Source organism: Streptomyces sp. NPDC046977, assembly GCF_040644455.1.
Taxonomy (GTDB): Bacteria; Actinomycetota; Actinomycetes; order Streptomycetales; family Streptomycetaceae; genus Actinacidiphila.
Window position 1 is genome coordinate 283,055 of the sequence record NZ_JBEYWO010000005.1, and the last position, 21,580, is coordinate 304,634.

The following is a 21,580-nucleotide window of genomic DNA, read 5'->3' on the forward strand; positions in this document are numbered from 1 at the left end:
GACGCCCGGAACGCGGAGGGGCCCGGAACCAACAGGTTCCGGGCCCCTCCGCGTGTCCGGTCCGCCGGCCGTCAGGCCTTCTTCTCGGGCTTCACGGGGGGTAGCCGCAGCGCGAGATGCAGCTCGCGCAGCCGCGCCTCGTCGACCTCGCTCGGGGCGCCCATGAGCAGGTCCTGGGCGTTCTGGTTGAGCGGGAAGGCGATGGTCTCGCGGATGTTGGGCTCGTCCGCGAGCAGCATGACCATGCGGTCGACGCCCGGGGCGATGCCGCCGTGCGGCGGGGCGCCGAAGTGGAAAGCGCGGAGCATGCCGCCGAACTCGTGCTCGACGGTTTCACGGGTGTAGCCGGCGATCTCGAACGCCTTGTACATGACGTCCGGTTCGTGGTTACGGATGGCGCCGGAGGAGAGCTCGACACCGTTGCAGACGATGTCGTACTGCCACGCGAGGATGTCCAGCGGGTCCTTGGTCTGCAGCGCCTCCAGGCCGCCCTGCGGCATGGAGAACGGGTTGTGGGAGAACTCGACCTGGCCGGTGTCCTCGTTCTTCTCGAACATCGGGAAGTCGACGATCCAGCAGAAGCGGAACACGTCCTCCTCGAACTGCCCGGCCCGCTTGGCGGCCTCGACGCGGACCGCGCTCATGATCTTGGAGACCTCGTCGAACTCGCCGGCGCCGAAGAAGACCGCGTGGCCCGGCTTGGCGTCGACGGCGGCGAGCAGTGCCTTGACGTCGTCCTCGGTGAGGAACTTGGCGATCGGGCCGGTGAGGGAGAGGTCGTCGCCGACCCGCACCCAGGCCAAGCCCTTGGCGCCCTGCTCGACGGCGTAGTCGCCGAGGCCGTCGAAGAACTTGCGCGGCTGGTCGGCGGTGTCCGGCACCGGGAGGGCGCGGACGTGCTTGCCGGCGAAGGCCTTGAAGCCGGAGTCGGCGAACAGGTCGGAGACGTCGACCAGTTCGAGCTTGGCGCGCAGGTCGGGCTTGTCGTTGCCGTACTTCACCATCGACTCGCGGAACGGGATCCGCGGGAACGGCGAGGTGACGTGGCGGCCGCCGCCGAACTCCTCGAAGAGGTCGGTCATGACCTTCTCGATGACGCCGAAGACGTCCTCCTGCTCGACGAAGCTCATCTCGACGTCGAGCTGGTAGAACTCGCCGGGCGAGCGGTCGGCGCGGCTGTCCTCGTCGCGGAAGCAGGGCGCGATCTGGAAGTAGCGGTCGAAGCCCGCGATCATCAGCAGCTGCTTGAACTGCTGCGGGGCCTGCGGGAGCGCGTAGAACTTGCCGGCGTGCACGCGGGAGGGCACCAGGAAGTCGCGCGCGCCCTCGGGGGAGGTCGCCGACAGGATCGGGGTGGCCAGCTCGTTGAAGCCGAGCGCGGTCATCTCGCGGCGCAGGAAGCTGATGACCTGGGTGCGCAGCATGATGTTGCGGTGCATGCGGGCGCGGCGCAGGTCGAGGAAGCGGTTGGTGAGCCGCATCTCCTCGTTGGCGTTGTCCTCGGGGAAGACCGGGAACGGCAGCTGGTCGGCGGCGCCGAGCACCTCCAGCTCGGTGACCTCGACCTCGACCTCGCCGGTGGGCAGGTCGGGGTTGACGTTCTCCGCGGTACGGGCGAGCACGCGGCCGTCGACGCGGAGCACGGACTCCTTCGACTGGTGGCTCAGGGCCTCGTACGCGGGCGAGCCCGGTCGGGCGACGAGCTGGACCACGCCGTAGTGGTCACGGAGATCGACGAAGAGGATGCCGCCCAGATCCCGGCGATTGTGCAGCCATCCGCTGAGGCGCACTTCCGCGTCTACGTCGGTGGCTCGCAGCTCACCGCAGGTGTGGGACCGGTACCGATGCATCGTTCGTCCAAGTCGTCTGAGTGCGGGGATGAGGCGCCCCCAGTCTACGGGCCCGTGCACCCGCCACCCCATTCGTATCAAGGGTGCGAACAAACTTAAAATATGACAATGCTGCCTATGTGCATCGAGGACGTGCTGTCCGCGCTCGGCATCGGCGTATGGCGCTGGGACCGCGCCACCGATCTGGTCGAGCTCGACGCGGTCGTCGCGGGACTGATCGGGCTGGCACCCCGGCCGCAGAAGGTGCGCTCGGGGACGGTCCGCGCCTGCTACGACGCCTGCGACTACGTGGACATGTCGGCGGCGGTGGCCCTGGCGACGGCCGAGGGCACGCCGTCCGAGTCCCTGCTGCGGGTGGTCGGCCCGGACGGGAGCGTCGTGCGCACGGTCGCGATGCGGACCCGCGGCACGCGCACCGGCGGCGGTGAGCCGGCCGAGATGGTCGGGACCCTGCACGAGGTGCCCGCGGTCCCCGGCGCGCCCCCGGGCGGAGTGAGCACCGCGGTGCGGGCGCCCGCCGACCGGCGGCGGGCCCGCGAGGCCTTCCTCCTGGACGCGGGCCGCGCGCTGGCCGAGGCCGACAGCACGCAGGAGGTGCTGCGGGTCGCCGCCCACCTGTCGATGCCCGGCTTCTCGCCGGACGGCCTGGCGGTCTTCTGCGTACGGGGCGACCATCTGTCGGTCATCGGGCACCACGGGCAGCAGCCCGGCACCGAGACGCCCTTCGTGGAGATGCCGCTGACCACCGACTACCCGGCGGCGGTGGCCGCCCGCACCGGCCAGGCGGTCTACCTGCCGAGCCCCGAGGCGTACGAGGAGGACTTCCCGGCGACCTGGCCGCTGGTGCGGGGTTTCGGCCGGCGTTCCTGGGCCTATCTGCCGCTGGTCGTCGCCGGGCGGTCGATCGGCGCGTGGATGGCGGCCTTCCGCGAGCCCGTCGCCTTCACCCCCGACGAGCGCTCGGTGCTGACCACCGTCGCGCGGATGCTCGCCCAGGCGCTGTCGCGGGCGCAGGTGCACGAGTCGGAGCGCGAGCTCTCCGACGGCCTGCGGCACACGATGCTGCCCACGCGCCGCCCGCACATCGACGGCATGACCGTGACCACGCGCTATGTGCCCACCGGCGGCGGACTGCAGGTCGGCGGCGACTGGTACGACGTTATCGACCTGCCCTCCGGGCGCACCGCCCTGGTCATCGGCGACGTGCAGGGCCACGACGTCCGGGCGGCCGGGCTGATGGGCCAGCTGCGGATCGCCCTGCGGGCGTACGCGGCGGAGGGGCACGGCCCCGACGCGGTGGTGTCGCGCACCTCGCGTTTCCTGGCCGGGCTGACCGGCTGCTCGCGCACCGAGGACGACCGCTTCGCGACGTGCGTCTACATGGAGGTCGACCCGGTGCACGGCACCCTGGACGTGGTGCGGGCCGGGCACCTGGACCCGGCGGTCCGGCTGCGGGACGGCACCGTGCTGACGCGCCGGACGGCCGGCGGTCTGCCGCTGGGCATCGCCCCGGACTCCGACTACCCGACCACCCGGTTCACCCTGGAGCCCGGCGAGACCCTGCTGATCTGCACCGACGGGCTGATCGAGACCGGCGGGCACGACCTGGACAGCGGCTGGGAGCGGCTGCGCCCGGTGCTGGAGTCCGGCCCCGCCGACGATCTGGAGGCGCTGGCCGACGCGATGGTCGGCGCGGTCCACGGGCCCGCGTCCCACCACACGACCGGCCCGCTCGCCGACCGCCGCCAGGACGACATCGCGCTGCTGCTCCTGCGCCGCACCGCCGGTGCGCCGGTCTGCGAGGTGCCGCTGCGCCGCAGTGTGCTCACCGTCTCCCAGACCGACCCCCGGGAGGTCGCGGCGGCCCGCGAGGAGGTCCGCGCGCTCCTGCACGACTGGACGTGTGCCGAGCAGGTCGACGCGGCCGTGCTGCTGGTCTCGGAGCTGACCTCCAACGTGCTGCTGCACACGGACGAGGACGCGGCCCTGTCCGCCCAGCTGCGGGGGATGCCGGGCGGCCGGCGGCGGCTGCGGGTGGACGTACGGGACCGCTGCGACGAGATGCCGCACCTGCGCACGCCCGGGGAGACGGCCTCGTCCGGGCGCGGTCTGCTGCTCGTCCAGGGCCTGGCGGACGCCTGGGGCGTGGATCCGCTGGGTGACGGGAAGTCGATCTGGTTCGAGCTGTACGAGGCGCCCACGGCGCCCACAGCGGGCTAGCGGCCCGATACGCTTGCCCCCGTGTACGGCTACGACCAGAACGCGATGGCGGGTGCCGCGCCCCCGATGGGCGGGGCGCCCATGGGTGGTGCGCCGATGGGCGGGGGGTACCCCGAACCGTCGCCGCCGTCGCTCGCGGACGCGGTGCGCGCGTTCACGACCGGCTCGATGTCGGCCGAGGACTTCCAGGCGGTCTTCGCCACCTCCAAGGTGTACTGCCCGCGCGGTGACAACCCGGGCTTCCTGGCGCTGCACGACACGCAGCAGCCGGTGATCCCGATGTTCTCCTCGCTCAAGCAGCTGCGCCGGTACGCGGGCAAGGAGTCCAAGTACTTCGTCATCACCGGTGCCGAGGTGCTGGACCTGCTGCCGACCGGCTACGGCTTCGTGCTGGACATGGAGGGCGAGCACCGGATGGTGTTCGACGCCAAGGCCGTGGAGCAGATGGTGGAGTTCACGATGCGCCGGATGTACGGCTGACAGCCGTGACACCCGCCGGGCACCCCGCACGGCGACCGGCGGCGGCCCCGCGGGGGCGGTAACCGGACAAACACCCTGGGAATGCTTGCGGGATGTTGTGGGTTCAACTATGTTGAACGTTGAACTAACCGAGGAGGATCCGGACCATGCCCGCAGTGACCGTCGAGAACCCGTTGACCCTGCCGCGTGTCACCGCTCCGGCGGGCGCGAACGCGCGTCGTGCGCTGCAGGTGGCGACCGCCCCGAGCGGCTTCGAGGGCGAGGGGTTCCCGGTCCGCCGGGCCTTCGCCGGGATCGACTACAAGAACCTCGACCCGTTCATCATGATGGACCAGATGGGCGAGGTGGAGTACGCGCCGGGCGAGCCCAAGGGCACGCCCTGGCACCCGCACCGCGGCTTCGAGACCGTCACCTACATCATGGACGGCGCCTTCATCCACCAGGACTCGCACGGCGGCGGCGGCACCATCAGCGACGGCGACACCCAGTGGATGACGGCGGGCAGCGGCCTGCTGCACATCGAGACCCCGCCGGAGTCGCTGGTCATGAGCGGCGGCCTCTTCCACGGTCTGCAGCTGTGGGTGAACCTGCCGGCCAAGGACAAGATGCTCGCGCCGAAGTACCAGGACATCCGCGGCGGCAACGTCAAGCTGCTGGCCTCCGAGGACGGCGGCGCCCTCATCCGGATCATCGCGGGCGACATCGACGGCCACCAGGGCCCGGGCGCCACGCACACCCCGATCACCATGCTGCACGTGTCGGTGAACCCCGGCGCCCGGGTGACGCTGCCCTGGCGCGCGGACTTCAACGCCCTGGCGTACGGCCTGGCCGGCCGGGGCACCGCGGGCCCGGAGAACCGGCCGTTCCGGATGGGGCAGGCCGTGGTCTTCGGACGCGGTGACTCGCTCACCATCGCCGCCGACGAGACCCAGGAATCGCGCAGCCCCAACTTCGAGGTCGTGCTTCTCGGCGGCCTGCCGATCCGCGAGCCGATGATGCAGTACGGCCCGTTCGTGATGAACACCCACGCCGAACTCGCCCAGGCCTTCGAGGACTTCCAGGCGGGCCGGCTCGGCAGGATCCCCGCCGGTCAGGAGTGATCCGGCGCCGCTCCGGCGGCATGCGCATAACGCGGCCCCGGCCGGGAATCCGATTCCCGTCCGGGGCCGTCGCATACGGTGGGGACAGTTCCGCGCGGCGGGTCGTTGCGGTCTTCGTTGGCTGGTGCATTCACCCTGAGTGACTGCACGTGCACTTGCACGTGCAGATGCACGTGACTTCGATCTCTGGCTATCATCTCCCCTGTCCTGCACGGTACTTAATCTGGAGAGAAGCATGCGCCACACGTACAACGGCATGGCCGCGTCCGATCTCTCCGGGGTGGTGTGGCAGAAGAGCCGGCACAGCAATGCCAACGGACAGTGCGTGGAACTGGCGGCGCTGCCGGGCGGAGGCGTGGCCGTCCGCAATTCACGTTTTCCGGACGGACCGGCGCTGATATACACAAAGGAAGAGATCGAATCCCTCATTCTCGGGATGAAGAACGGGGAGTTCGATCACTTTGTGGCGAACTGACCGCAGGCGTCACTTAAAGTGACGCCGCGTCGGCATCCTCCGGCTCCGGCAATGTGAACAGCGCCCAGACGACCTTGCCGGCCCCGCTGAGCGGGTGCCAGCCCCAGGTCTCGCTGAAGGACTCCACCAGATGGAGCCCCCGGCCGGATTCCGCGACGAAGTCCGGCGCCTTGGTGACGGGCCCGTGGCTGCTGGGATCGCGGACCGCGCAGACTACGCGCGTTGACCACCGCACCAGGCTGAGCCGGACGCACCCCTCCGTGGGCTCCTCGGGCAGCGCGTAGCGCAGGGCGTTGGTGACCAGTTCCGAGGCGACGAGTTCCACGCCGTCCTGAAGTGCGTCCAGGTTCCATGAGCGCAGGGTGGACCGGGTGAACCGGCGCGCGTCGCCGACCGCTTCATAGCGCGGCGGAAGCGGGCATGAGGTGGCGCTCGACGACGAAAGCCGCTCGGGGGCCAGCCCATTCCATAACGGCTGCAGTCCCGTCGAGCTATCGGTCCACATGCGCACCACCCGGTATCGGCACGTACGTCATCGTCCCGTACGGCCGCTGGACGATGCAAGGGGCGGATGCACGTGCATTTGCATGCTGCGATACAGGTGGGGCGGAAGTGGCGATCGAGAGTGACCGATCGCGTACTCAACGCAGTGCAAAGGTGGCACACTGCTGGATGCCACGGGGAGAAGGTAGGCGGAGATGACCACAGTTCAGTCGGGAAGCGGATCCATGGTGCGCCGCATCCTCCTGGGCTCGCAGCTGCGCAGGCTGCGCGAATCCAAGGGCATCACCCGTGAGGCCGCCGGCTGGTCCATCCGCGCGTCCGAGTCGAAGATCAGCCGGATGGAGCTCGGGCGCGTGAGCTTCAAGGAGCGCGACGTGGCCGATCTGCTCACCCTCTACGGGATCTCCGACGACTCCGAACGCTCCACGCTGCTCGGGCTGGTCCGCGAGGCCAATGTCGCCGGCTGGTGGCACGGCTTCGGCGACGTGCTGCCCTCCTGGTTCCAGACCTATGTGGGCCTGGAGGAGTCGGCCTCGCGCATCCGCAGCTTCGAGAGCCAGTTCGTCCACGGACTGCTCCAGGCCGACGAGTACAGCCGCGCCGTCATAGAGCTGGGCCGCCCGGGGGCACCGGCCGAGGAGATCGAGCGCCGGCTGGACCTGCGGCACAAGCGGCAGAAGCTGCTCACCAGCGAGAGCGCCCCAGAGGTCGTCGCGGTGATGGACGAGGCGGTGGTGCGGCGCAGTTTCGGGGGCGCCGAGGTCATGCGCGCCCAGGTGCGGCATCTCGTGGAGGTGTCCCATCAGCCGAACGTCACGGTGCAGCTGCTGCCGCTGGAGTTCACCGGCTATTCGGCGGGTGCGAGCGGCACCTTCACGCAGCTGAGTTTCCCGGAATCCGATGTCTCCGATGTCGTCTATGTCGAGCAATTGACCGGTGCCATGTACATCGACAAGCGGGACGAAGTGGACCAGTACCACGTCGTGATGGAGAAGCTGTGCTCGGACAGCCTCTCGCCCGAGGCCACCCGGGACCGGCTGAACGACATCCTCCACGCGATGTGACCGCCCCCGCGGATTCCCCGAACGGGCGCGTATTTCACGGGTTTTCTTGCACTTCACCCGATCGAGTGAAGTGATCCTTGACATGCCGATCAGTTCATCGGCCCGGTGATCTCATGCTCCGGTGGACCGGTACCTGCGCACCTACGAAAGCAACGGGTGCCTCGTGGTGGAACTCAGCGGGGAGATCGACGTCGAGGCGGCGGTGGCGATCACCCCGCTCCTCGACGATCTCACCCAGTCCCCCGGCCCGTCCCTGGTGATCGACCTCGGCCCGGTCCGCTTCATCGACTGCTCGGGGCTCTCGGTGCTGTGCCGGGTCCGCCGGCGCGTCCTGTCCCACGGCGGGGCCGTCCAGCTCGTCTGCGCCCGCCCCATGACGTTGCGCATCCTGCGCGCCACCGGGCTCATGAGCGCTTTCCGGCCGGCCGCGGACCTCGACGCGGCGCTGGCACGGCTCCGCGTGGGCCCGCAGGGCCCGCCGGAGAGCGCCCCCGGTCCCGCGGTCTAGTCGGCGCAGATCGCCGTGACGAACTCGGCGACGCGCTCCTTCTCCAGGTGGCGGGCGATGTCCGCCTCGCTGATCATGCCGATCAGCCGGTGCGCGGGGTGGTCGATGACCGGGAGCCGGCGGACCCTGGCCTCCTCCATCACTTCGAGGATCCGGTCCACCTCCTCGTCGCCCTCGATGATCTCCGGCCGTCCCTGGGCGAGTTCGCCGCAGGTCACCTCGGACGGGTTGCGCCCCTCCGCGACGCACTTCAGCACGATGTCCCGGTCGGTGACGATGCCGACCAGGACGTCGTCGTCCCCGCAGATCGGCAGGGCCCCCACCCCCTGCTCCCTCATGATCCGGGCCGCGTCGGCCAGGTTCTCGCGCTCACCGATGCACATGGCGCCGGGATGCATGATGTCCAGGGCCGTGGTCATGACGGCGCCTCCTCCATGGCGTAAGTCGCCTCTTCCTTGCGTCCATCGTCACCCTGGTGGAGCAGTTCCGCGAGAGGGCGCACCCTGGAAGGGACACCGGGGACCGCAGGAGGTGCACGTCATGCAGACCCTCGTCGGATGGCACATCGAGATGGACTTCCATGAGGAAGGGGCCAGGACCAAGGCCGCGGCGCTGCTCCGCCTCCCGGACGGCACGGAGGTCAGGTCGCACGGCCACGCCAACCGCCACCCCGCCGACCCCTCCCAGGACCGGGTCGGCGAGGAACTCGCCGCCGCGCGGGCGCTGAACGACCTCGCCCGGCAGCTGCTGGGGAAGGCCGCGCACGAGATCGAGGAGGTCACCCACATCTCGGCGCACCCGCGGATCTGACCGCGGACCCGGCGACCCGGCCGACCGGCCCGGCACCGCCCGTCAGAGCCAGTCGCGCCGCTTGAACACCAGGTAGAGGCTGACGCAGACCACGCCCATCAGCACGATCGCGAAGGGGTAGCCGAGCAGCCAGTGCAGCTCGGGCATGTGGTCGAAGTTCATGCCGTAGATCGTGCCGACGAGCGTGGGCGCGAACAGGATGGCGGCCCATGAGGAGATCCTCTTGATCTCCTCGTTCTGCGCGAAGCCCGCCTCCGCCAGCGCCCGCATCTCGGCGTTCTGCTGCTGCGCGACGAGCGTGGCGTTGAGCGTCAGCAGGTCGCCGAGCGCCTGGCGGAAGCCGTCGACGCGCTCGACGGTGTGGGTGACGTGGTCGGCGACGTCGCGCAGGTAGCGCTGGAGCTCCTCACCGGTGCCGTACTTCTCGAAGCCCGCCTGGAGCCCCTCCAGCATCGGGGTGAGCGGCCGGGTGGCGCGCTGGAACTCCAGCACCTCCTGGGAGAGCTCGTAGATCCGGCGGGAGACCTGCGGGTCCCCGCCGAAGACCTGGATCTCGCTCTCCTCCATGTCCTTCTCGACGCCCGCCACGACCGGCGCGTAACCGTCGACGACCGTGTCGAGTATCGCGTAGAGCACCGCTTCGGGGCCGAGCTTGAGCAGCTCGGGATTGCTCTCCATGCGGCGGCGCACCGCGGACAGGTCCGGGGCCGAGCCGTGCCGGACGGTCAGCACGAAGCCGGGGCCGACGAAGATGTGCAGCTCCGCGAAGTCGACCTCCTCGGGGAGGTCCAGATAGCGCGCCGCGCGCAGCACGACGAACAGGGTGTCCCCGTACCGCTCCAGCTTGGGACGCTGGTGGGCCTGGATGGCGTCCTCCAGCGCGAGCGGGTGCAGGTCGAACTCCTTGGCCAGCGAGACCAGCTCGGCCTCGGTCGGCCGGAACAGCCCGATCCACGCCATCGCGCCCGGTTCGGCGCGCAGTTGCGCGTACGCCTCGGCGAGGGAGGACGGGGTCGCGATACGGCGGCCGCCGCGGTACAGACCCGCGTCCATGACGCTGCTGACCGCCACCCCGCCGGCGTCGGGCGACTCGGGCTCCAGGGACACGTGCTCCGCGCCGGAGGGCGGCGCGGGCTGCGGGGCGGGGCGGGCGTGCTTGGCCGTCCTCGCCCTCGCCCTCTCCTTCGCCGAGTTCCTCAGCGCGCGCAGGGTCCGCAGACGACGTCCTGACACCGGCCACACCCCCTCTCACGGGACACCTGCGCAGCCTAGCCGCGAAGTTTCGCGATCCGCCGCGTGCGGGGCGCCTGCCACGCGGGGCACCGGGTCGCACGCCGGGAAGGGCCGAACGGGTGACGACTGCCCCGGCGACGTATCGGCCCCCGTGCGCCTCTCGTTGAACAGAGCCCATCCGTGATCACTGATTGGAACCACGCTCGTGAACCGTATCGCCAAGGCCGCCGCTCTCACCGCCGCTGCGAGTGCCGCCGTCGTCGGCAGCGCCGGTGGCGCCCTCGCTCTCGACGGCCACGGGCACGGCGGCTCCCACGCCCAGGGCAAGGCCATCGGCTCCCCCGGTGTCATCAGCGGCAACGTCATCCAGGTGCCGGTGAACATCCCGGTCAACGTGTGCGGCAACTCCGTCAACCTCATCCTGTCCCTGGTCAACCCGACCCTGGGCAACGTCTGCATCAACCGCTGAACCCGGCGGGCCGGCGCCGGGGACCCGGCGCCGGCCCGGTCGTGGACACCGCGGTCCCACGGCGGCCTCCGGGCCGCCGTTCGCATGTCCGCCCCCGCCCCGCCCCGGCCGTCGTTCGAACGGCGGTCCGCACGCGGCGGGCGGCGACGGGGGCCCGCGAGTAACCTGAGTCGCGGGGGCCGCGGCAGCCGATCACCAGGGACGCGACGGACCCGTGTGCGTGTGCCGGACCCGGCTCCGGCGCCTTCGCCGCCGGCCTGCTCTTCATCGTCCTTCCCGTCCTTCCCGATGTCCGTGATCCCATGGGCGGCCCTCGCCGAGTGGGAAGAACGGTGGACGGAGCGTAACGTTGCGGGCGGATACGGAGTGGCTGGCCATGGGGACACCCGAGGAACACGCGGTCGCCGGCGTGGCGGATGCCGTCACGCTGGTGCTCGATGCCCGGGGCCTCGTGCTGGCCTGGCCTCCGGCCGCGCGGCGGCTGCTCGGACGCGCCGCCGACGAGGTCGTGGGCCGGCCCGCGCAGGATCTGCTGGCCCCGCAGGACACGACGCGGCTTCCGGAGATCCGTTCGCGCTGCCGTTCCGAGGGCGGCTGGACCGGGGCGCTGCGGCTGCTGCACGCCGACGGCTCCGTGCGGACGCTGGGCGTACGCGTGGCGGCCCTGCCCGAGGAGGCCACCGGCTCCGGGGCCCGCTGGCTGGTGCTGGCCGCCGACTCCTCGCTCACGGCGCGCTCGGACGCCTCCGGGCTGACCACGACGATGCTGGAGCGGATCGTCGGCCAAACGCCGATCGGACTGGCCGTGGTCGACACCGAGCTGCGCTGCGTGTGGTCGAACGCGGCACTGGAGCGGTTCGGCGGCGGCCCCGCCCAGGAGCGGATCGGGCGGCGGCTCGCGGAGATCCAGCCCGGGCTGAACGCCACGGTGCTGGAGGCGCAGATGCGCCAGGTCCTGGAGACCGGCGTGCCGGTGATCGACTACGAGCACGTGGGCCGCTTTCGTACCGCCCCGCGCCGGGAGCAGGCGCACTCGATGTCCTTCGTGCGCCTGGAGGACGAGCGCGGGGTCCCGGTCGGGGTCTGCTATTCCGTGATCGACATCAGCGAGCGCTGGCGGGCGCGCCAGCGGCTGTCGCTGCTGGACCGCGCGAGCGAGCAGATCGGCCGCACGCTGGACGTCATGCACACCGCGCAGGACCTGGCGGACGTGGTGGTGCCGGACCTGGCCGACTACGTGACCGTGGAACTGCTGGAGTCGGTCATCAAGGGCGCCGAGCCGCAGCCGGGCCCGATCGACGACCCGCTCACCACGACGCTGCGCCGCGCGGGCATGCGGGCGGCCCGGCAGGGCGAGCCGGAACCGGCCTTCGGCTTCGGGGCGGTCGCCGCCTACCTGGCGGACTCACCGCCGATCCGGGCGCTGACCGACGGCCGGTCGTGGTTCACGCCCCGGCTCGACCCGCTGGGGCTGGAGTGGTCCGCGGGCGTGCCCGGGGGCCGGGCCCGGCGGTTCGGCGAACTCGGCCTGCACACCGCCATGGTGGTGCCGATCCGCGCCCGGGGGGTCACTCTCGGCGTGACCCTGTTCTTCCGGGTCCGCAGGGCCGAGCCGTTCGACGCGGAGGACCTGCGGCTGGCCGAGGAGGTGATGGCGCGCGCCGCCGTGTGCGTGGACAACGCCCGCCGCTACACACGCGAGCGGGATGCCGCGCTGGTGCTCCAGCGCAGTCTGCTGCCGCACGTCTTCCCCCCGCAGGACGCCGTGGAGGTGGCCACCTACTACCGCCCGGCCGACGAGCTGTCGGGGGTGGGCGGGGACTGGTTCGACGTCGTCCCGCTGTCCGGCGCGCGGGTCGCCCTGGTGGTGGGCGAGGTGGTGGGCCACGGGATCGACGCGGCCGCCACCATGGGGCAGTTGCGCACGGCGGTGCGGACGCTGGCCGATCTCGACCTGCCGCCCGAGGAGCTGATGGCGCACCTGGACGACCTGGTGGTGCAGGTGGCCAGGGAGCAGCGCGACGCCCTGCCGGCGGGCGGGGACGCCGGCGTGCTCGGGTCGAGCTGCCTGTACGTGACGTACGACCCGGTGAGCCGGCAGTGCGCCATGGCCAGTGCCGGGCATCTGCCGCCCGCGGTGCTGTCGCCGGGACGTGACGCGGTGCTCTTTCCGGACGTGCCGATCGGGCCCTCGCTGGGCCTGGGCGGACTGCCCTTCGAATCGACGGAGTTGACGCTCGAGGAGGGCAGCGTGCTGGCCCTCTACACCGACGGCCTGCTCGCCTCCCCGGGCAATCCGAACGCCATGACCTTGCAGGACACCGGGCGCGACCGGCTGCGCGCGGCACTGGAGGGCGGCGACCTCCCGCTGGACGGCCTGTGCCGCAGCGTCGTCGACGAACTCGCCCCGACGCGGCCGACGGACGACGTGGCGCTGCTGCTCGCCAGGACGCACAGCCTCGACGCGGGCCGCGTCGCCTCCTGGGAGCTGGCCAGCGACCCGGCCGTGGTCGGCCGGGCCCGCGAGATGTCCACCCGGCAGCTCGACCAGTGGGGGCTGCCCGGTCTCGCGTTCACGACCGAGCTGGTGGTGAGCGAACTGGTCACCAACGCCATCCGGCACGCCTCCGGTCCCATCCGGCTGCGGCTGATCCTGCAACGGGCGCTGATCTGCGAGGTCTCGGACTCCAGCAGCACCTCGCCGCACCTGCGGCATCCCCGCACCCTGGACGAGGGCGGCCGGGGGCTCTTCCTGATCTCGCAGTTCGCCCAGCGCTGGGGGACCCGCTACACGGGCGAGGGGAAGATCATCTGGGCCGAGCAGTTCCTGGACGGCCAGGGTCCGGGCGCCGGTGCCGGCAGCGACGCGGACGGGATCCCGCTGCACGAACGGGTCTGACCGACTCCGTTTCCGATGGTCCAGACCTCTTGACCGGCTGGTCCAGACCTTTCTACGCTCTGCGAGTGAACTGTGGTGGGCATGACATCGCGTCAACGGCCCGCCAGGCGGCAAGGTTTCCCCGTCGGCCCCCCACTCGAGGAGCACCCCTTGAGCACTGGAGACACCCCACGCACCTCACGGACCAGACGCCTGCGGGCCTCGGCGGTCGCGGGCTTCACCGCGCTGCTGCTGCCCGTCGCGGCACTGGTCGGTCTGGCCACCCCGGCGCACGCCGCGGGCACCACCGCCACGTACACCAAGACCCAGGACTGGGGAACGGGGTTCGAGGGCAAGTGGACCATCACCAACAGCGGCACCACCGGCATCAGTAGCTGGACCGTCGAGTGGGACTACCCCTCCGGCACCTCGGTGACGTCGGCGTGGGACGCCGACGTCACCAGCTCCGGCACCCACTGGACCGCCAGGAACAAGAGCTGGAACGGCACCCTGGCCCCGGGCGCCAGCGTCAGCTTCGGCTTCAACGGGGCGGGCAGCGGCAGCCCCAGCGGCTGCAAGCTCAACGGCGGCTCCTGCACCGGCGGCGGCGTCGACCCGACCCCGACCCCGACGCCCACCCCGACGCCCACGCCGACCCCCACCCCGACGCCGACCCCCACCGGCCCCGCGGGGAACAAGATCCGGCTCGGCTACTTTGCCGAATGGGGCGTCTACGGACGCAACTACCACGTCAAGAACCTGGTGACCTCCGGCTCGGCGAGCAAGCTGACCCACATCAACTACGCCTTCGGCAACGTCACCAACGGCCAGTGCGCCATCGGCGACTCCTACGCCGACTACGACAAGGCCTACACCGCGGACCAGAGCGTCGACGGCGTCGCCGACACCTGGGACACCGGCGCGCTGCGCGGCAGCTTCAACCAGCTGCGCAAGCTGAAGAAGCAGTACCCGAACATCAAGATCCTGTGGTCGTTCGGCGGCTGGACCTGGTCCGGCGGCTTCGCCCAGGCGGCCGCCAACCCGACCGCCTTCGCCAACTCCTGCTACAGCCTGGTCGAGGACCCGCGCTGGGCCGACGTCTTCGACGGCATCGACATCGACTGGGAGTACCCCAACGCCTGCGGGCTGAGCTGCGACACCAGCGGGGCCTCGTCGTTCAAGACCCTGATGTCCGCGCTGCGCACCCGCTTCGGCTCCAACAACCTGGTCACCGCGGCCATCACGGCCGACGGCACCAACGGCGGCAAGATCGACGCCGCCGACTACGCGGGCGCCGCGCAGTACGTGAACTACTACAACGTGATGACGTACGACTACTTCGGCGCCTTCGACGCGGACGGCCCGACCGCCCCGCACTCCCCGCTCACCTCCTACAGCGGCATCCCGATCGCCGGGTTCTACTCCGACGCGGCGATCCAGAAGCTGAAGAGCAAGGGCATCCCGTCGAACAAGCTCAACCTGGGCATCGGCTTCTACGGCCGCGGCTGGACCGGTGTCACGCAGGACGCCCCGGGCGGCTCGGCGACCGGAGCCGCACCGGGCACCTACGAGGCGGGCAACGAGGACTACAAGGTCCTCAAGAACAGCTGCCCGGTCACCGGCACCGTCGCGGGTACCGCGTACGCCCACTGCGGCAGCAACTGGTGGAGCTACGACACCCCGTCCACCATCGCGGGCAAGATGACCTACGTGAAGAACCAGGGCCTCGGCGGCGCGTTCTTCTGGGAGTTCAGCGGCGACACCAGCAACGGTGAGCTGGTCACCGCGATCAACAACGGCCTGAGCTAGTCAGGCTGCGGAAGGCCGGGAAGGCAGCACCGCCGCCTTCCCGGCCTTTCCCGTCCTCAGGCCGTGCAGGGGGAGCCACCGAGGGAGAACGACGCGGGCACGCCGTCGCCGCGGTCCCGGGCGCCGATGAAGCCGAAGGTGGCCGAACCGCCCGTGGCCAGCGAGTCGTTGTAGCCCTTCCCGCGGACCGCGACCGAGGTGCCGTACTGCGTGAAGTCCGCGTCCCACATCTGCGTCACGCGCTCCCCGTCCGGGAACGTCCACTCCAGCCGCCAGTCCGACACCGGGACACGGGTCGTGACGGTCACCGCCGCCTGGAAGCCGCTGCTCCAGCGGTCGACCAGCGTGTACGAGACGGAACAGGTCGCCGGCCGGGCGGAGGCCGAGGCGTGCGGGGACCGCGCGGGCGGGGCGCTGCGCTCAGGGGTGCGGTCCGGCGCGGCGGGGATCGTGTGCTCGGCCGCGGACGGTTCGGTGTCGCCCGGGAAGGACCCGTCGTCCGCGGGGTCCTGCGACGCGGTGGGCGACGGGTCGTCCGGCGCGGCGGGGCCGGGCAGGGGCGAGAGGTCCGGGTCGGTGCCGCCCTGCACGGTGGGCGCGGCGGACGCTGCCCGCGGCGCGGAGTCGTCGGCGGTCACCAGGACCGTCAGCCCGACCACGGCGGCCAGCAGGCCGGCGGCGGCCACGACGGCCACCCTGCCCCCGGGGACGCGCCCGCGGAGGCCCCGGTGGAGGGGTCCTCGGCCTCGTCCCGCCGGGCGCCGGAGCCGGCGCGGCGGCGTGGGACCGGCGTACGGGAACGGCGGTCGCGCCCCGCCGGTGCCGACCGCCTGGCGGCGGGCCTCCAGGTACGACGGTCCCGCCCAGCCGAGCACGCCCTCCGCGAGCGCCTGCGCCAGGCCGTCGCCGTGCGGGCTCAGGCAGACCACCGCCTTCGCGCACTCCGGGCACCGGTCGAGGTGCCGGCGCAGCTCCACCGGTACGGGCTCCTGCCCGGTGCGCGTGGCCGCGTCCAGCAGGACGGCGTAGCCGGCGCACTCGGGCGTCGGGGGCTCCGCCACGTGAGCGCGCAGACAGTGCTCGCGGAAGACCTCCCGCACGTGGTGGATCCCGTCGGGATCGGCCGCCGGACGGCACTCCACCTCCGCGTACCAGAGCGCCTCCGCCGCCCGCTCCGGCATCGCCCGCAGGCCGCGCAGCGCCAGGGGCTCGGGGCGCCGCGCTCCCGTGCGGGCCCTGCGGGCGGCGCGCTCGGCGTTCAGCCAGATCCGCAACTCCGGCTGCAGGCTGTCGCCGTCGCCCGCGGCCGCCCAGTGCGCGGTGCTGTCCCGGACGGCCGTCAGCAGGAACGGCAGGCACGGCAGTCCCGCGCCGCCGGAGCCGGACGGGTACGGGTCCTTGGCCGCCGCCAGCCCGCGGTCGAAGGCGTCGGCGGCCAGCCGGCCGCCGGCCTCGGGAGTGAGGGTGCACAGCTGCGCGAAGCAGAGCACTTCCCCCCAGTACTCGGACAGCAGGACGGCCTCGGGGACCGGGGCTGCGGCAGTCATGGAGCGGGGGACCACCCTTCGGCGTCGGGGGAGGCTGCGCCTTTGTGGTGCGGGGAGCCTTTCACGCTTCCTGCACAAGTAGCAAGACGCGATGTCCTTTGCCCGAAAGGGGTGTTGGCGGTGCTTCGACGGGATGCACGGTGCCCGTTCGTGAGCGGATGAGGACGGGTCCGGCGCGGGGCGGTGCCGGCGCCGTCGGGCAGTCCAGTCCGCTAGAAGAGCCGGGCGCGTGTGTACGGGGTGAGGTTGTCGGCGATCTCGCGCAGCCACGGACTACGGACGGCCGGCAGCCGGACCAGGGTGTGCTGGAAGGCGCCCGGATCGGCCCGGAACAGGTACCGGGGGCGCGGTGCGGGCGGGTCGTCCCGGAGGACACCGTCGGGCATGCCGCCCGACGCGGGAAGCGGCAGGTGCGGCTCGGGGAAGGCCAGCCACAGCCACACCCCGAACGGCAGAGGCACCGGGTGGGCCGACGTGACCGGGTCGGCGGGGGTCCACATCTGTCCGGTCTGCGGATGCGTCGGCACGAGGACGATGTCCGCGTCCGCGTCGGCGGCGGGCTGTCCTGGTCCGGCCAGAACGGCGCGCCGTGACGGCGGACCAGCGGGCAGCAGGGCGTCGAGGGCGCGTTGGAACACTTCTTTGCCCAGACCGTCGGGGACGGTCACCGGCCGGTCCTGCGAGGCTGCCAGCAGGTGGGCGAGTGCCCGGCCGATCGCGGCCTCCCACCGTGGGCTCCACGACCAGAAGTGGTTCGGCCCGAGCCGCGCGCCCCATGTGGCGATCGGCTCGAACGGAGGCGTGGACTTCCCTTCCTCCACCAGCGCCGCCCAGGTCAGTGGTACCGGGTCGGCACCGTCGACGGCCAGACGCCGTACGGCGTCGGGAGCGAACCACACCGCCTGCCAGAGCGAGCAGTCGTCGATCCGGCTCGCCACGGGCAGGTCGCACGCCTCGCAGGCCATGTTGGGGCCGTCCGCACCGTCGAGGCCGCAACAGTAGCCGCCCGCCCTCTCCGGGATCAGCACGGTGCCGCGGGCGTCGCCGGGTGCGACGACGATCGAGCCGGGGGCGCCGTAGGAGAGGGCGAAGACCGGCGCGTGGATGCCGCGGGCCACCGCCTCGCCCGGAGGGATCTCCTCCCATCTCCGCCACGGCGGCCCCCAGGGCTCCGGGTCCTCGGCGAACGTGCCTGCCTCCATGAGCACCGGCAACTGGAGCCCGTTCCCGTACTTCTGATGAGCGTGTGCGGGCAGGGCGACCTGGGACAGCGGGGTGGTCAGCTCGGCACCGCATCTCCCGCACGCGAAAACGAACACATGCCCTCCGCCGGAGAATTCAGGGGGCATCCTCGCAGCTCCATGCCGGACCGGTCGCGTCCGCCGTCGGGGCGGCGCGGATGACCGGGAGGGTGAGGACCGCGGCCACCGCGGCGAGTTGCCAGAGGGCGCCGAAGCCGAGGACGCCGGTCGTGCCCAGCAGCACCGCCAGCGGGCCGGCGGCGGCGAGCCCGACCGGGCCCAGGGCGAAGGCGCCGAAGGCGCCGTACGCGCTGACCCGGGCGACGGTCCCGGGCGGTACCTGGGACTGGGTGACGGTCGCGTACAGGGTGCCGCAGACGGCCGAGCCGACTCCCGCGGCCAGTGCCCCGGCGCAGACCCACGGCAGCGGCCATCCGCTCGCGAGGGCGGCCGAGGGCAGCGCCCACCCCACGGTGGCGGCCGTGGCGACGAACAGCGGCCGGCGCGGCCGGCGGCCCAGCATGGCCGCGCCGCCGGCGACCGCGCCCGCCCCGTACACCGCCATGACCAGGCCCCACGAGGCGGCGCCGCCGAGGCGGCGCTGGGCGACGAGGGGGCCGAGGACCAGGAACGGCGCCCACACCAGGAGGTTGAACAGGCAGACGTGGAGGGAGGTGACCCACAGCCAGGTCCGGGAGCGGAACTCCGCCCAGCCCTCGCGCAGGTCGGTGAGGAAGGACGTTCCGGGCCCGGCGCCCCCGGCCGTACGGGGCAGCAGGAGCAGCGCGACGACGCTGACGGCGTAGCTGGCGGCGTCCACCGCGAACACGGTCGCCGCGCCCGCGGTCGCGGTCAGTACGCCGGCGAGCGCGGGCCCCGCGACCGACGCGGCCGAACGGGCCACGCCCAGCAGCGCGTTGCCGTCCGAGAGCGCGTCACCGCGGACGATGCGCGGCACGAGCGCGTCGAGCGCCGGGGTGAACAGGGCCTCGGCGGCGCCCCAGACGACGACCAGCGCTACGAGCGTGCCCAGGTGCGGTGCGCCGCCCAGCAGGGTCAGGGCCAGGCCGCCCTGGGTGAGGCAGCGGATGACGTCGGCGGTGAGCATCACCCGCCGGCTGCCCCAGCGGTCGCTGAGGACGCCGCCGGCGAGGAGCACCAGGACCAGCGGCAGGATCCGGGCCGTGAGGACGAGGCCGAGTTCGGTGCCGCCGCCGTGTTCCAGGACGGCGAACGCCAGCGCGACCGACGCCATCGACGAGCCGAGCAGGGAGGTGGCGTAGCCGGTGAAGAACCGGCGGAAGTCGCGTTCCCGCAGGACGGCGGGGCGGAGGGCGAAGGGCATGGGCGCAGCGTGCGGGGCCGGCTCTCCGACACGCCAGGCGTGCGGCCGTAATTATTGAGTCCTGTCGCATCAACTTAGGATGGGTACCGTTGCGGACGGCAGGTCATTTACTGCGGTTGAATCGGGATGGGGATGGGGGTGGGGCATGAGCCGACCGGTGGAGTACGCCGTCGCCGTCGACCGCTATCTCTCCGCCACGGCGCTGGGCGCGGGCTCGCGCCGCGTCTACCGGATCGCCCTGGTCACCTGGGCGTGGGGCCTCGTCGGACGCGCCGCTCCCCTGGGGCGCGGACGCCGCAACGCCGCGCCGCCCGCGGTCCCGCTGGCGCTCCTGGACACCCCGCAGGCGGCGGCGCGGCTGCGCGAGGCGTTCACCGCGCGGTCCGCCGCGGTCGGCGCCCGTACCGCCAACCGCGAACTGTCCGCCCTCGCCGCCGCGGTGACCTGGTGGCGGGCGCAGGGCTGGCTGACCGGCGACCCTGTCGAGGGCCTGCGGGCGCTGCCCCTGCCGGAGCCGCGAAAGGGGGAGGGCGCTCAGCCCGGGGAGGACCGCGCCTCAGTGGTGCTCCGGCTGCCCGCCCCGCTGCGCGAACAGGCCCTGTGGCACCTGCTGTACGACACCGGCGCGTCCATCGAGCGGGTCCTCGCCCTGGACGTCGACGACCTGGACCTGCCGGGCCGCCGCACCCGTGAGCGCGTCGGCGGGACACCGCTGCGCTGGGGCGGGGCGACGGGCCGGTTGCTCACGCTGCTGACGCTCGGCCGCGTCGGCGGACCGGTGTTCGGTACCGGCCGCGGCAGGCTGTCCTACCGCCGGGCGGCCGAGGTGTTCACCACCGCCACGCGCCCCCTCGATCCGGACGGGCGCGGCTGGACACTGCGGGACCTGCGCGGCTCCGGGCGGCGGTGACCCGCGGCCTCAGCCGGCGTGGGTGAAGCGGCCCGTCACCGAGATCGTTGCGGGGCCCTTGATCATGCCGAGCCGGTTCCAGGTGAGGCCGAAGTCGGCCCGGTCGACGACGGCTTCGACGGTGAGGACGACCGCGTCGGGGGCGGCGGTGTCGGCCCGGCCGGTCAGGGCGAGCGGGCGGGTGGTGCCGCGCACGGTCAGTTCGCCGTCGACCGTGAGGGCGCCGTCCGCTCCGGCGATGACCCGGTGGGCGGTGAAGACGATTGCGGGGTGGGCCGCGGCGTCGAAGAACTCGGCGGACTTCAGGTGGGTGTCGCGCTGGGAGTTGCCGGTGCCGACGGAGGCGGCCTCGACGGTGAGCGTGCCGTGCGCGCTGCCGTCGGGGGCGAGTTCGCCGGTTCCGCCGACGGTGGCGAAGGCGCCCTTAACGGTGGCCGCGCCCCACATTGTCTTGTGGGTGAGCCGGACCGAGGAGCCCGCGGGGTCGAGGATCCACGTGCCCGTGCGCAGGCCGGCGGGGGTGGTGGACGAGTCGGTCATGGGGAACCGCATCCTTTGATTGCTAGCCAGATATTAAGTAGCTGGTTAGACAATAGCTGGCGTTGGTACCCTGGGCAATGTGACGACGGAGATCCACACCGGGCCGGACGGCGGGGCCGCCTGCCCCGGCGCCGCGGACCTGGAACTGCTCGCACGCTGGGACGAGGTGCAGTCGGGCTTCCGCCGCGTGACCGATCAACTGCTGGCGGATGTGGAGGCGCGCTCGGGGCTGGCCCCGTCCTCGTTCCAGGCGCTGTGGTTCCTCATGACCGCGCCGGAGCGCTCCGCGCCGATGTACCAGCTCGCGGGCACGCTCGGCTTCACGACGGCGGGCACCACCAAGGTCGCCGACCGGCTCACGGAGGCCGGCCTCATCGAGCGCCGTCCGTGCCGGAGCGACCGGCGTGTCACGCTGGCGGCGCTCACCGAACGCGGGTGGGAGCTGGCGGCGACGGCCGCCCGCACGCTCGCCGACGCGCTGCGGGAGCGCGTCGTCGCCCCCCTCGGCGGCACGGAGCGCTTCGCCGCGCTCGCGGACGCGGTCGTCGCCGTGGACCCGGAGCCGGCCGGCCGCCCTCCGTGCGGTTCCTGAACGCC

The 21,580-nt window shown here is 72.3% G+C and carries 20 protein-coding genes; 12 read left to right on the forward strand and 8 right to left on the reverse strand.

The features are described 5' to 3' along the window. Positions 1 to 71: 71 nt before the first annotated feature. On the reverse strand, positions 72 to 1,850 hold the full coding sequence (aspS, locus tag ABZ883_RS10565; RefSeq protein WP_360904776.1) for an aspartate--tRNA ligase: 1,779 nt from the start codon (positions 1,848 to 1,850) through the stop codon (positions 72 to 74). A 117-nt stretch (positions 1,851 to 1,967) separates the two neighbouring features. Between aspS and ABZ883_RS10570 the strand changes: the two genes are divergently transcribed. The 4 genes from ABZ883_RS10570 to ABZ883_RS10585 all read left to right on the forward strand — a co-directional run bounded on the left by ABZ883_RS10570 (position 1,968) and on the right by ABZ883_RS10585 (position 6,125). Then, positions 1,968 to 4,070 carry a SpoIIE family protein phosphatase gene (locus tag ABZ883_RS10570; RefSeq protein ID WP_360905137.1) on the forward strand — a complete coding sequence of 701 codons (2,103 nt, stop codon included), beginning with the start codon at positions 1,968 to 1,970 and terminating at the stop codon, positions 4,068 to 4,070. A 66-nt stretch (positions 4,071 to 4,136) separates the two neighbouring features. Next, positions 4,137 to 4,550, forward strand: a complete 414-nt coding sequence (locus ABZ883_RS10575) for an SseB family protein (RefSeq protein ID WP_360905139.1) — start codon at positions 4,137 to 4,139, stop codon at positions 4,548 to 4,550. A gap of 146 nt (positions 4,551 to 4,696) precedes the next feature. Next, positions 4,697 to 5,650, forward strand: coding sequence for a pirin family protein (locus ABZ883_RS10580; RefSeq protein WP_360904779.1), 954 nt, complete (start codon positions 4,697 to 4,699; stop codon positions 5,648 to 5,650). 235 nt (positions 5,651 to 5,885) lie between these two features. Further along, positions 5,886 to 6,125 carry a DUF397 domain-containing protein gene (locus ABZ883_RS10585; protein ID WP_360904782.1) on the forward strand — a complete coding sequence of 80 codons (240 nt, stop codon included), beginning with the start codon at positions 5,886 to 5,888 and terminating at the stop codon, positions 6,123 to 6,125. Positions 6,126 to 6,138: 13 nt separating this feature from the next. Here the strand turns inward: ABZ883_RS10585 and ABZ883_RS10590 are convergent, their stop codons facing one another. Continuing rightward, positions 6,139 to 6,630: an ATP-binding protein gene (locus ABZ883_RS10590; RefSeq protein ID WP_360904785.1), complete on the reverse strand. Its 492-nt coding sequence runs from the start codon at positions 6,628 to 6,630 to the stop codon at positions 6,139 to 6,141. A 193-nt stretch (positions 6,631 to 6,823) separates the two neighbouring features. Here ABZ883_RS10590 and ABZ883_RS10595 point away from each other — a divergent pair, with 193 nt between their 5' ends. Both ABZ883_RS10595 and ABZ883_RS10600 read left to right on the forward strand, forming a co-directional pair. After that, a complete protein-coding gene (locus tag ABZ883_RS10595; RefSeq protein ID WP_360904788.1) occupies positions 6,824 to 7,693 on the forward strand; it encodes a helix-turn-helix transcriptional regulator in 870 nt (289 codons plus the stop codon). A gap of 121 nt (positions 7,694 to 7,814) precedes the next feature. Beyond that, positions 7,815 to 8,201, forward strand: coding sequence for an STAS domain-containing protein (locus tag ABZ883_RS10600; RefSeq protein ID WP_360904791.1), 387 nt, complete (start codon positions 7,815 to 7,817; stop codon positions 8,199 to 8,201). Here the strand turns inward: ABZ883_RS10600 and ABZ883_RS10605 are convergent. After that, complete coding sequence (locus ABZ883_RS10605) at positions 8,198 to 8,620, reverse strand: CBS domain-containing protein (RefSeq protein WP_360904795.1); 423 nt, start codon at positions 8,618 to 8,620, stop codon at positions 8,198 to 8,200. The genes ABZ883_RS10600 and ABZ883_RS10605 overlap by 4 nt on opposite strands. Positions 8,621 to 8,741: 121 nt before the next feature. Between ABZ883_RS10605 and ABZ883_RS10610 the strand changes: the two genes are divergently transcribed. Continuing rightward, the gene (locus ABZ883_RS10610; protein WP_360904798.1) at positions 8,742 to 9,011 is read left to right on the forward strand and encodes a DUF1876 domain-containing protein; all 270 of its coding nucleotides are present in this window, start codon (positions 8,742 to 8,744) and stop codon (positions 9,009 to 9,011) included. Positions 9,012 to 9,053: 42 nt separating this feature from the next. On the opposite strand, the gene ABZ883_RS10615 is transcribed toward ABZ883_RS10610, so the two are convergent. Beyond that, entirely contained in the window at positions 9,054 to 10,244 is a 1,191-nt protein-coding gene (locus tag ABZ883_RS10615) for a magnesium and cobalt transport protein CorA (protein WP_360904801.1), read from the reverse strand. A gap of 205 nt (positions 10,245 to 10,449) precedes the next feature. Between ABZ883_RS10615 and ABZ883_RS10620 the strand changes: the two genes are divergently transcribed. From ABZ883_RS10620 to ABZ883_RS10630, 3 genes are all read left to right on the forward strand, one after another. Continuing rightward, complete coding sequence (locus tag ABZ883_RS10620; protein ID WP_360904804.1) at positions 10,450 to 10,713, forward strand: chaplin; 264 nt, start codon at positions 10,450 to 10,452, stop codon at positions 10,711 to 10,713. A gap of 376 nt (positions 10,714 to 11,089) precedes the next feature. After that, the gene (locus ABZ883_RS10625; RefSeq protein WP_360904807.1) at positions 11,090 to 13,612 is read left to right on the forward strand and encodes a SpoIIE family protein phosphatase; all 2,523 of its coding nucleotides are present in this window, start codon (positions 11,090 to 11,092) and stop codon (positions 13,610 to 13,612) included. A gap of 150 nt (positions 13,613 to 13,762) precedes the next feature. After that, positions 13,763 to 15,400, forward strand: a complete 1,638-nt coding sequence (locus ABZ883_RS10630) for a glycosyl hydrolase family 18 protein (protein WP_360904810.1) — start codon at positions 13,763 to 13,765, stop codon at positions 15,398 to 15,400. 56 nt (positions 15,401 to 15,456) lie between these two features. Here ABZ883_RS10630 and ABZ883_RS10635 read toward each other — a convergent pair whose 3' ends face one another. The 3 genes from ABZ883_RS10635 to ABZ883_RS10645 all read right to left on the reverse strand — a co-directional run bounded on the left by ABZ883_RS10635 (position 15,457) and on the right by ABZ883_RS10645 (position 19,533). Further along, positions 15,457 to 16,947 carry a cellulose binding domain-containing protein gene (locus ABZ883_RS10635; RefSeq protein WP_360904813.1) on the reverse strand — a complete coding sequence of 497 codons (1,491 nt, stop codon included), beginning with the start codon at positions 16,945 to 16,947 and terminating at the stop codon, positions 15,457 to 15,459. A 212-nt stretch (positions 16,948 to 17,159) separates the two neighbouring features. Continuing rightward, complete coding sequence (locus ABZ883_RS10640; RefSeq protein ID WP_360905141.1) at positions 17,160 to 18,266, reverse strand: hypothetical protein; 1,107 nt, start codon at positions 18,264 to 18,266, stop codon at positions 17,160 to 17,162. A gap of 19 nt (positions 18,267 to 18,285) precedes the next feature. Then, complete coding sequence (locus ABZ883_RS10645) at positions 18,286 to 19,533, reverse strand: MFS transporter (protein WP_360904816.1); 1,248 nt, start codon at positions 19,531 to 19,533, stop codon at positions 18,286 to 18,288. Positions 19,534 to 19,678: 145 nt separating this feature from the next. Here ABZ883_RS10645 and ABZ883_RS10650 point away from each other — a divergent pair, with 145 nt between their 5' ends. Beyond that, the gene (locus ABZ883_RS10650) at positions 19,679 to 20,443 is read left to right on the forward strand and encodes a hypothetical protein (protein ID WP_360904819.1); all 765 of its coding nucleotides are present in this window, start codon (positions 19,679 to 19,681) and stop codon (positions 20,441 to 20,443) included. A 9-nt stretch (positions 20,444 to 20,452) separates the two neighbouring features. Here the strand turns inward: ABZ883_RS10650 and ABZ883_RS10655 are convergent, their stop codons facing one another. Beyond that, positions 20,453 to 20,983, reverse strand: a complete 531-nt coding sequence (locus ABZ883_RS10655) for a YceI family protein (protein WP_360904822.1) — start codon at positions 20,981 to 20,983, stop codon at positions 20,453 to 20,455. A 79-nt stretch (positions 20,984 to 21,062) separates the two neighbouring features. Between ABZ883_RS10655 and ABZ883_RS10660 the strand changes: the two genes are divergently transcribed. Beyond that, positions 21,063 to 21,575: a MarR family transcriptional regulator gene (locus ABZ883_RS10660; protein ID WP_360904825.1), complete on the forward strand. Its 513-nt coding sequence runs from the start codon at positions 21,063 to 21,065 to the stop codon at positions 21,573 to 21,575. Positions 21,576 to 21,580: the final 5 nt, after the last annotated feature.

Coding starts and splice junctions, on each gene's coding strand:
- ABZ883_RS10610 (WP_360904798.1), top strand. CDS start 8,742: ATGCAGACCCTCGTCGGATGGCACATCGAGATGGACTTCCATGAGGAA.
- ABZ883_RS10590 (WP_360904785.1), bottom strand. CDS start 6,630: ATGTGGACCGATAGCTCGACGGGACTGCAGCCGTTATGGAATGGGCTG.
- ABZ883_RS10635 (WP_360904813.1), bottom strand. CDS start 16,947: ATGACTGCCGCAGCCCCGGTCCCCGAGGCCGTCCTGCTGTCCGAGTAC.
- ABZ883_RS10645 (WP_360904816.1), bottom strand. CDS start 19,533: ATGCCCTTCGCCCTCCGCCCCGCCGTCCTGCGGGAACGCGACTTCCGC.
- ABZ883_RS10585 (WP_360904782.1), top strand. CDS start 5,886: ATGCGCCACACGTACAACGGCATGGCCGCGTCCGATCTCTCCGGGGTG.
- ABZ883_RS10605 (WP_360904795.1), bottom strand. CDS start 8,620: ATGACCACGGCCCTGGACATCATGCATCCCGGCGCCATGTGCATCGGT.
- ABZ883_RS10575 (WP_360905139.1), top strand. CDS start 4,137: ATGGGCGGGGCGCCCATGGGTGGTGCGCCGATGGGCGGGGGGTACCCC.
- ABZ883_RS10580 (WP_360904779.1), top strand. CDS start 4,697: ATGCCCGCAGTGACCGTCGAGAACCCGTTGACCCTGCCGCGTGTCACC.
- ABZ883_RS10625 (WP_360904807.1), top strand. CDS start 11,090: ATGGGGACACCCGAGGAACACGCGGTCGCCGGCGTGGCGGATGCCGTC.
- ABZ883_RS10655 (WP_360904822.1), bottom strand. CDS start 20,983: ATGACCGACTCGTCCACCACCCCCGCCGGCCTGCGCACGGGCACGTGG.
- ABZ883_RS10595 (WP_360904788.1), top strand. CDS start 6,824: ATGACCACAGTTCAGTCGGGAAGCGGATCCATGGTGCGCCGCATCCTC.
- aspS (WP_360904776.1), bottom strand. CDS start 1,850: ATGCATCGGTACCGGTCCCACACCTGCGGTGAGCTGCGAGCCACCGAC.
- ABZ883_RS10570 (WP_360905137.1), top strand. CDS start 1,968: ATGTGCATCGAGGACGTGCTGTCCGCGCTCGGCATCGGCGTATGGCGC.
- ABZ883_RS10650 (WP_360904819.1), top strand. CDS start 19,679: ATGAGCCGACCGGTGGAGTACGCCGTCGCCGTCGACCGCTATCTCTCC.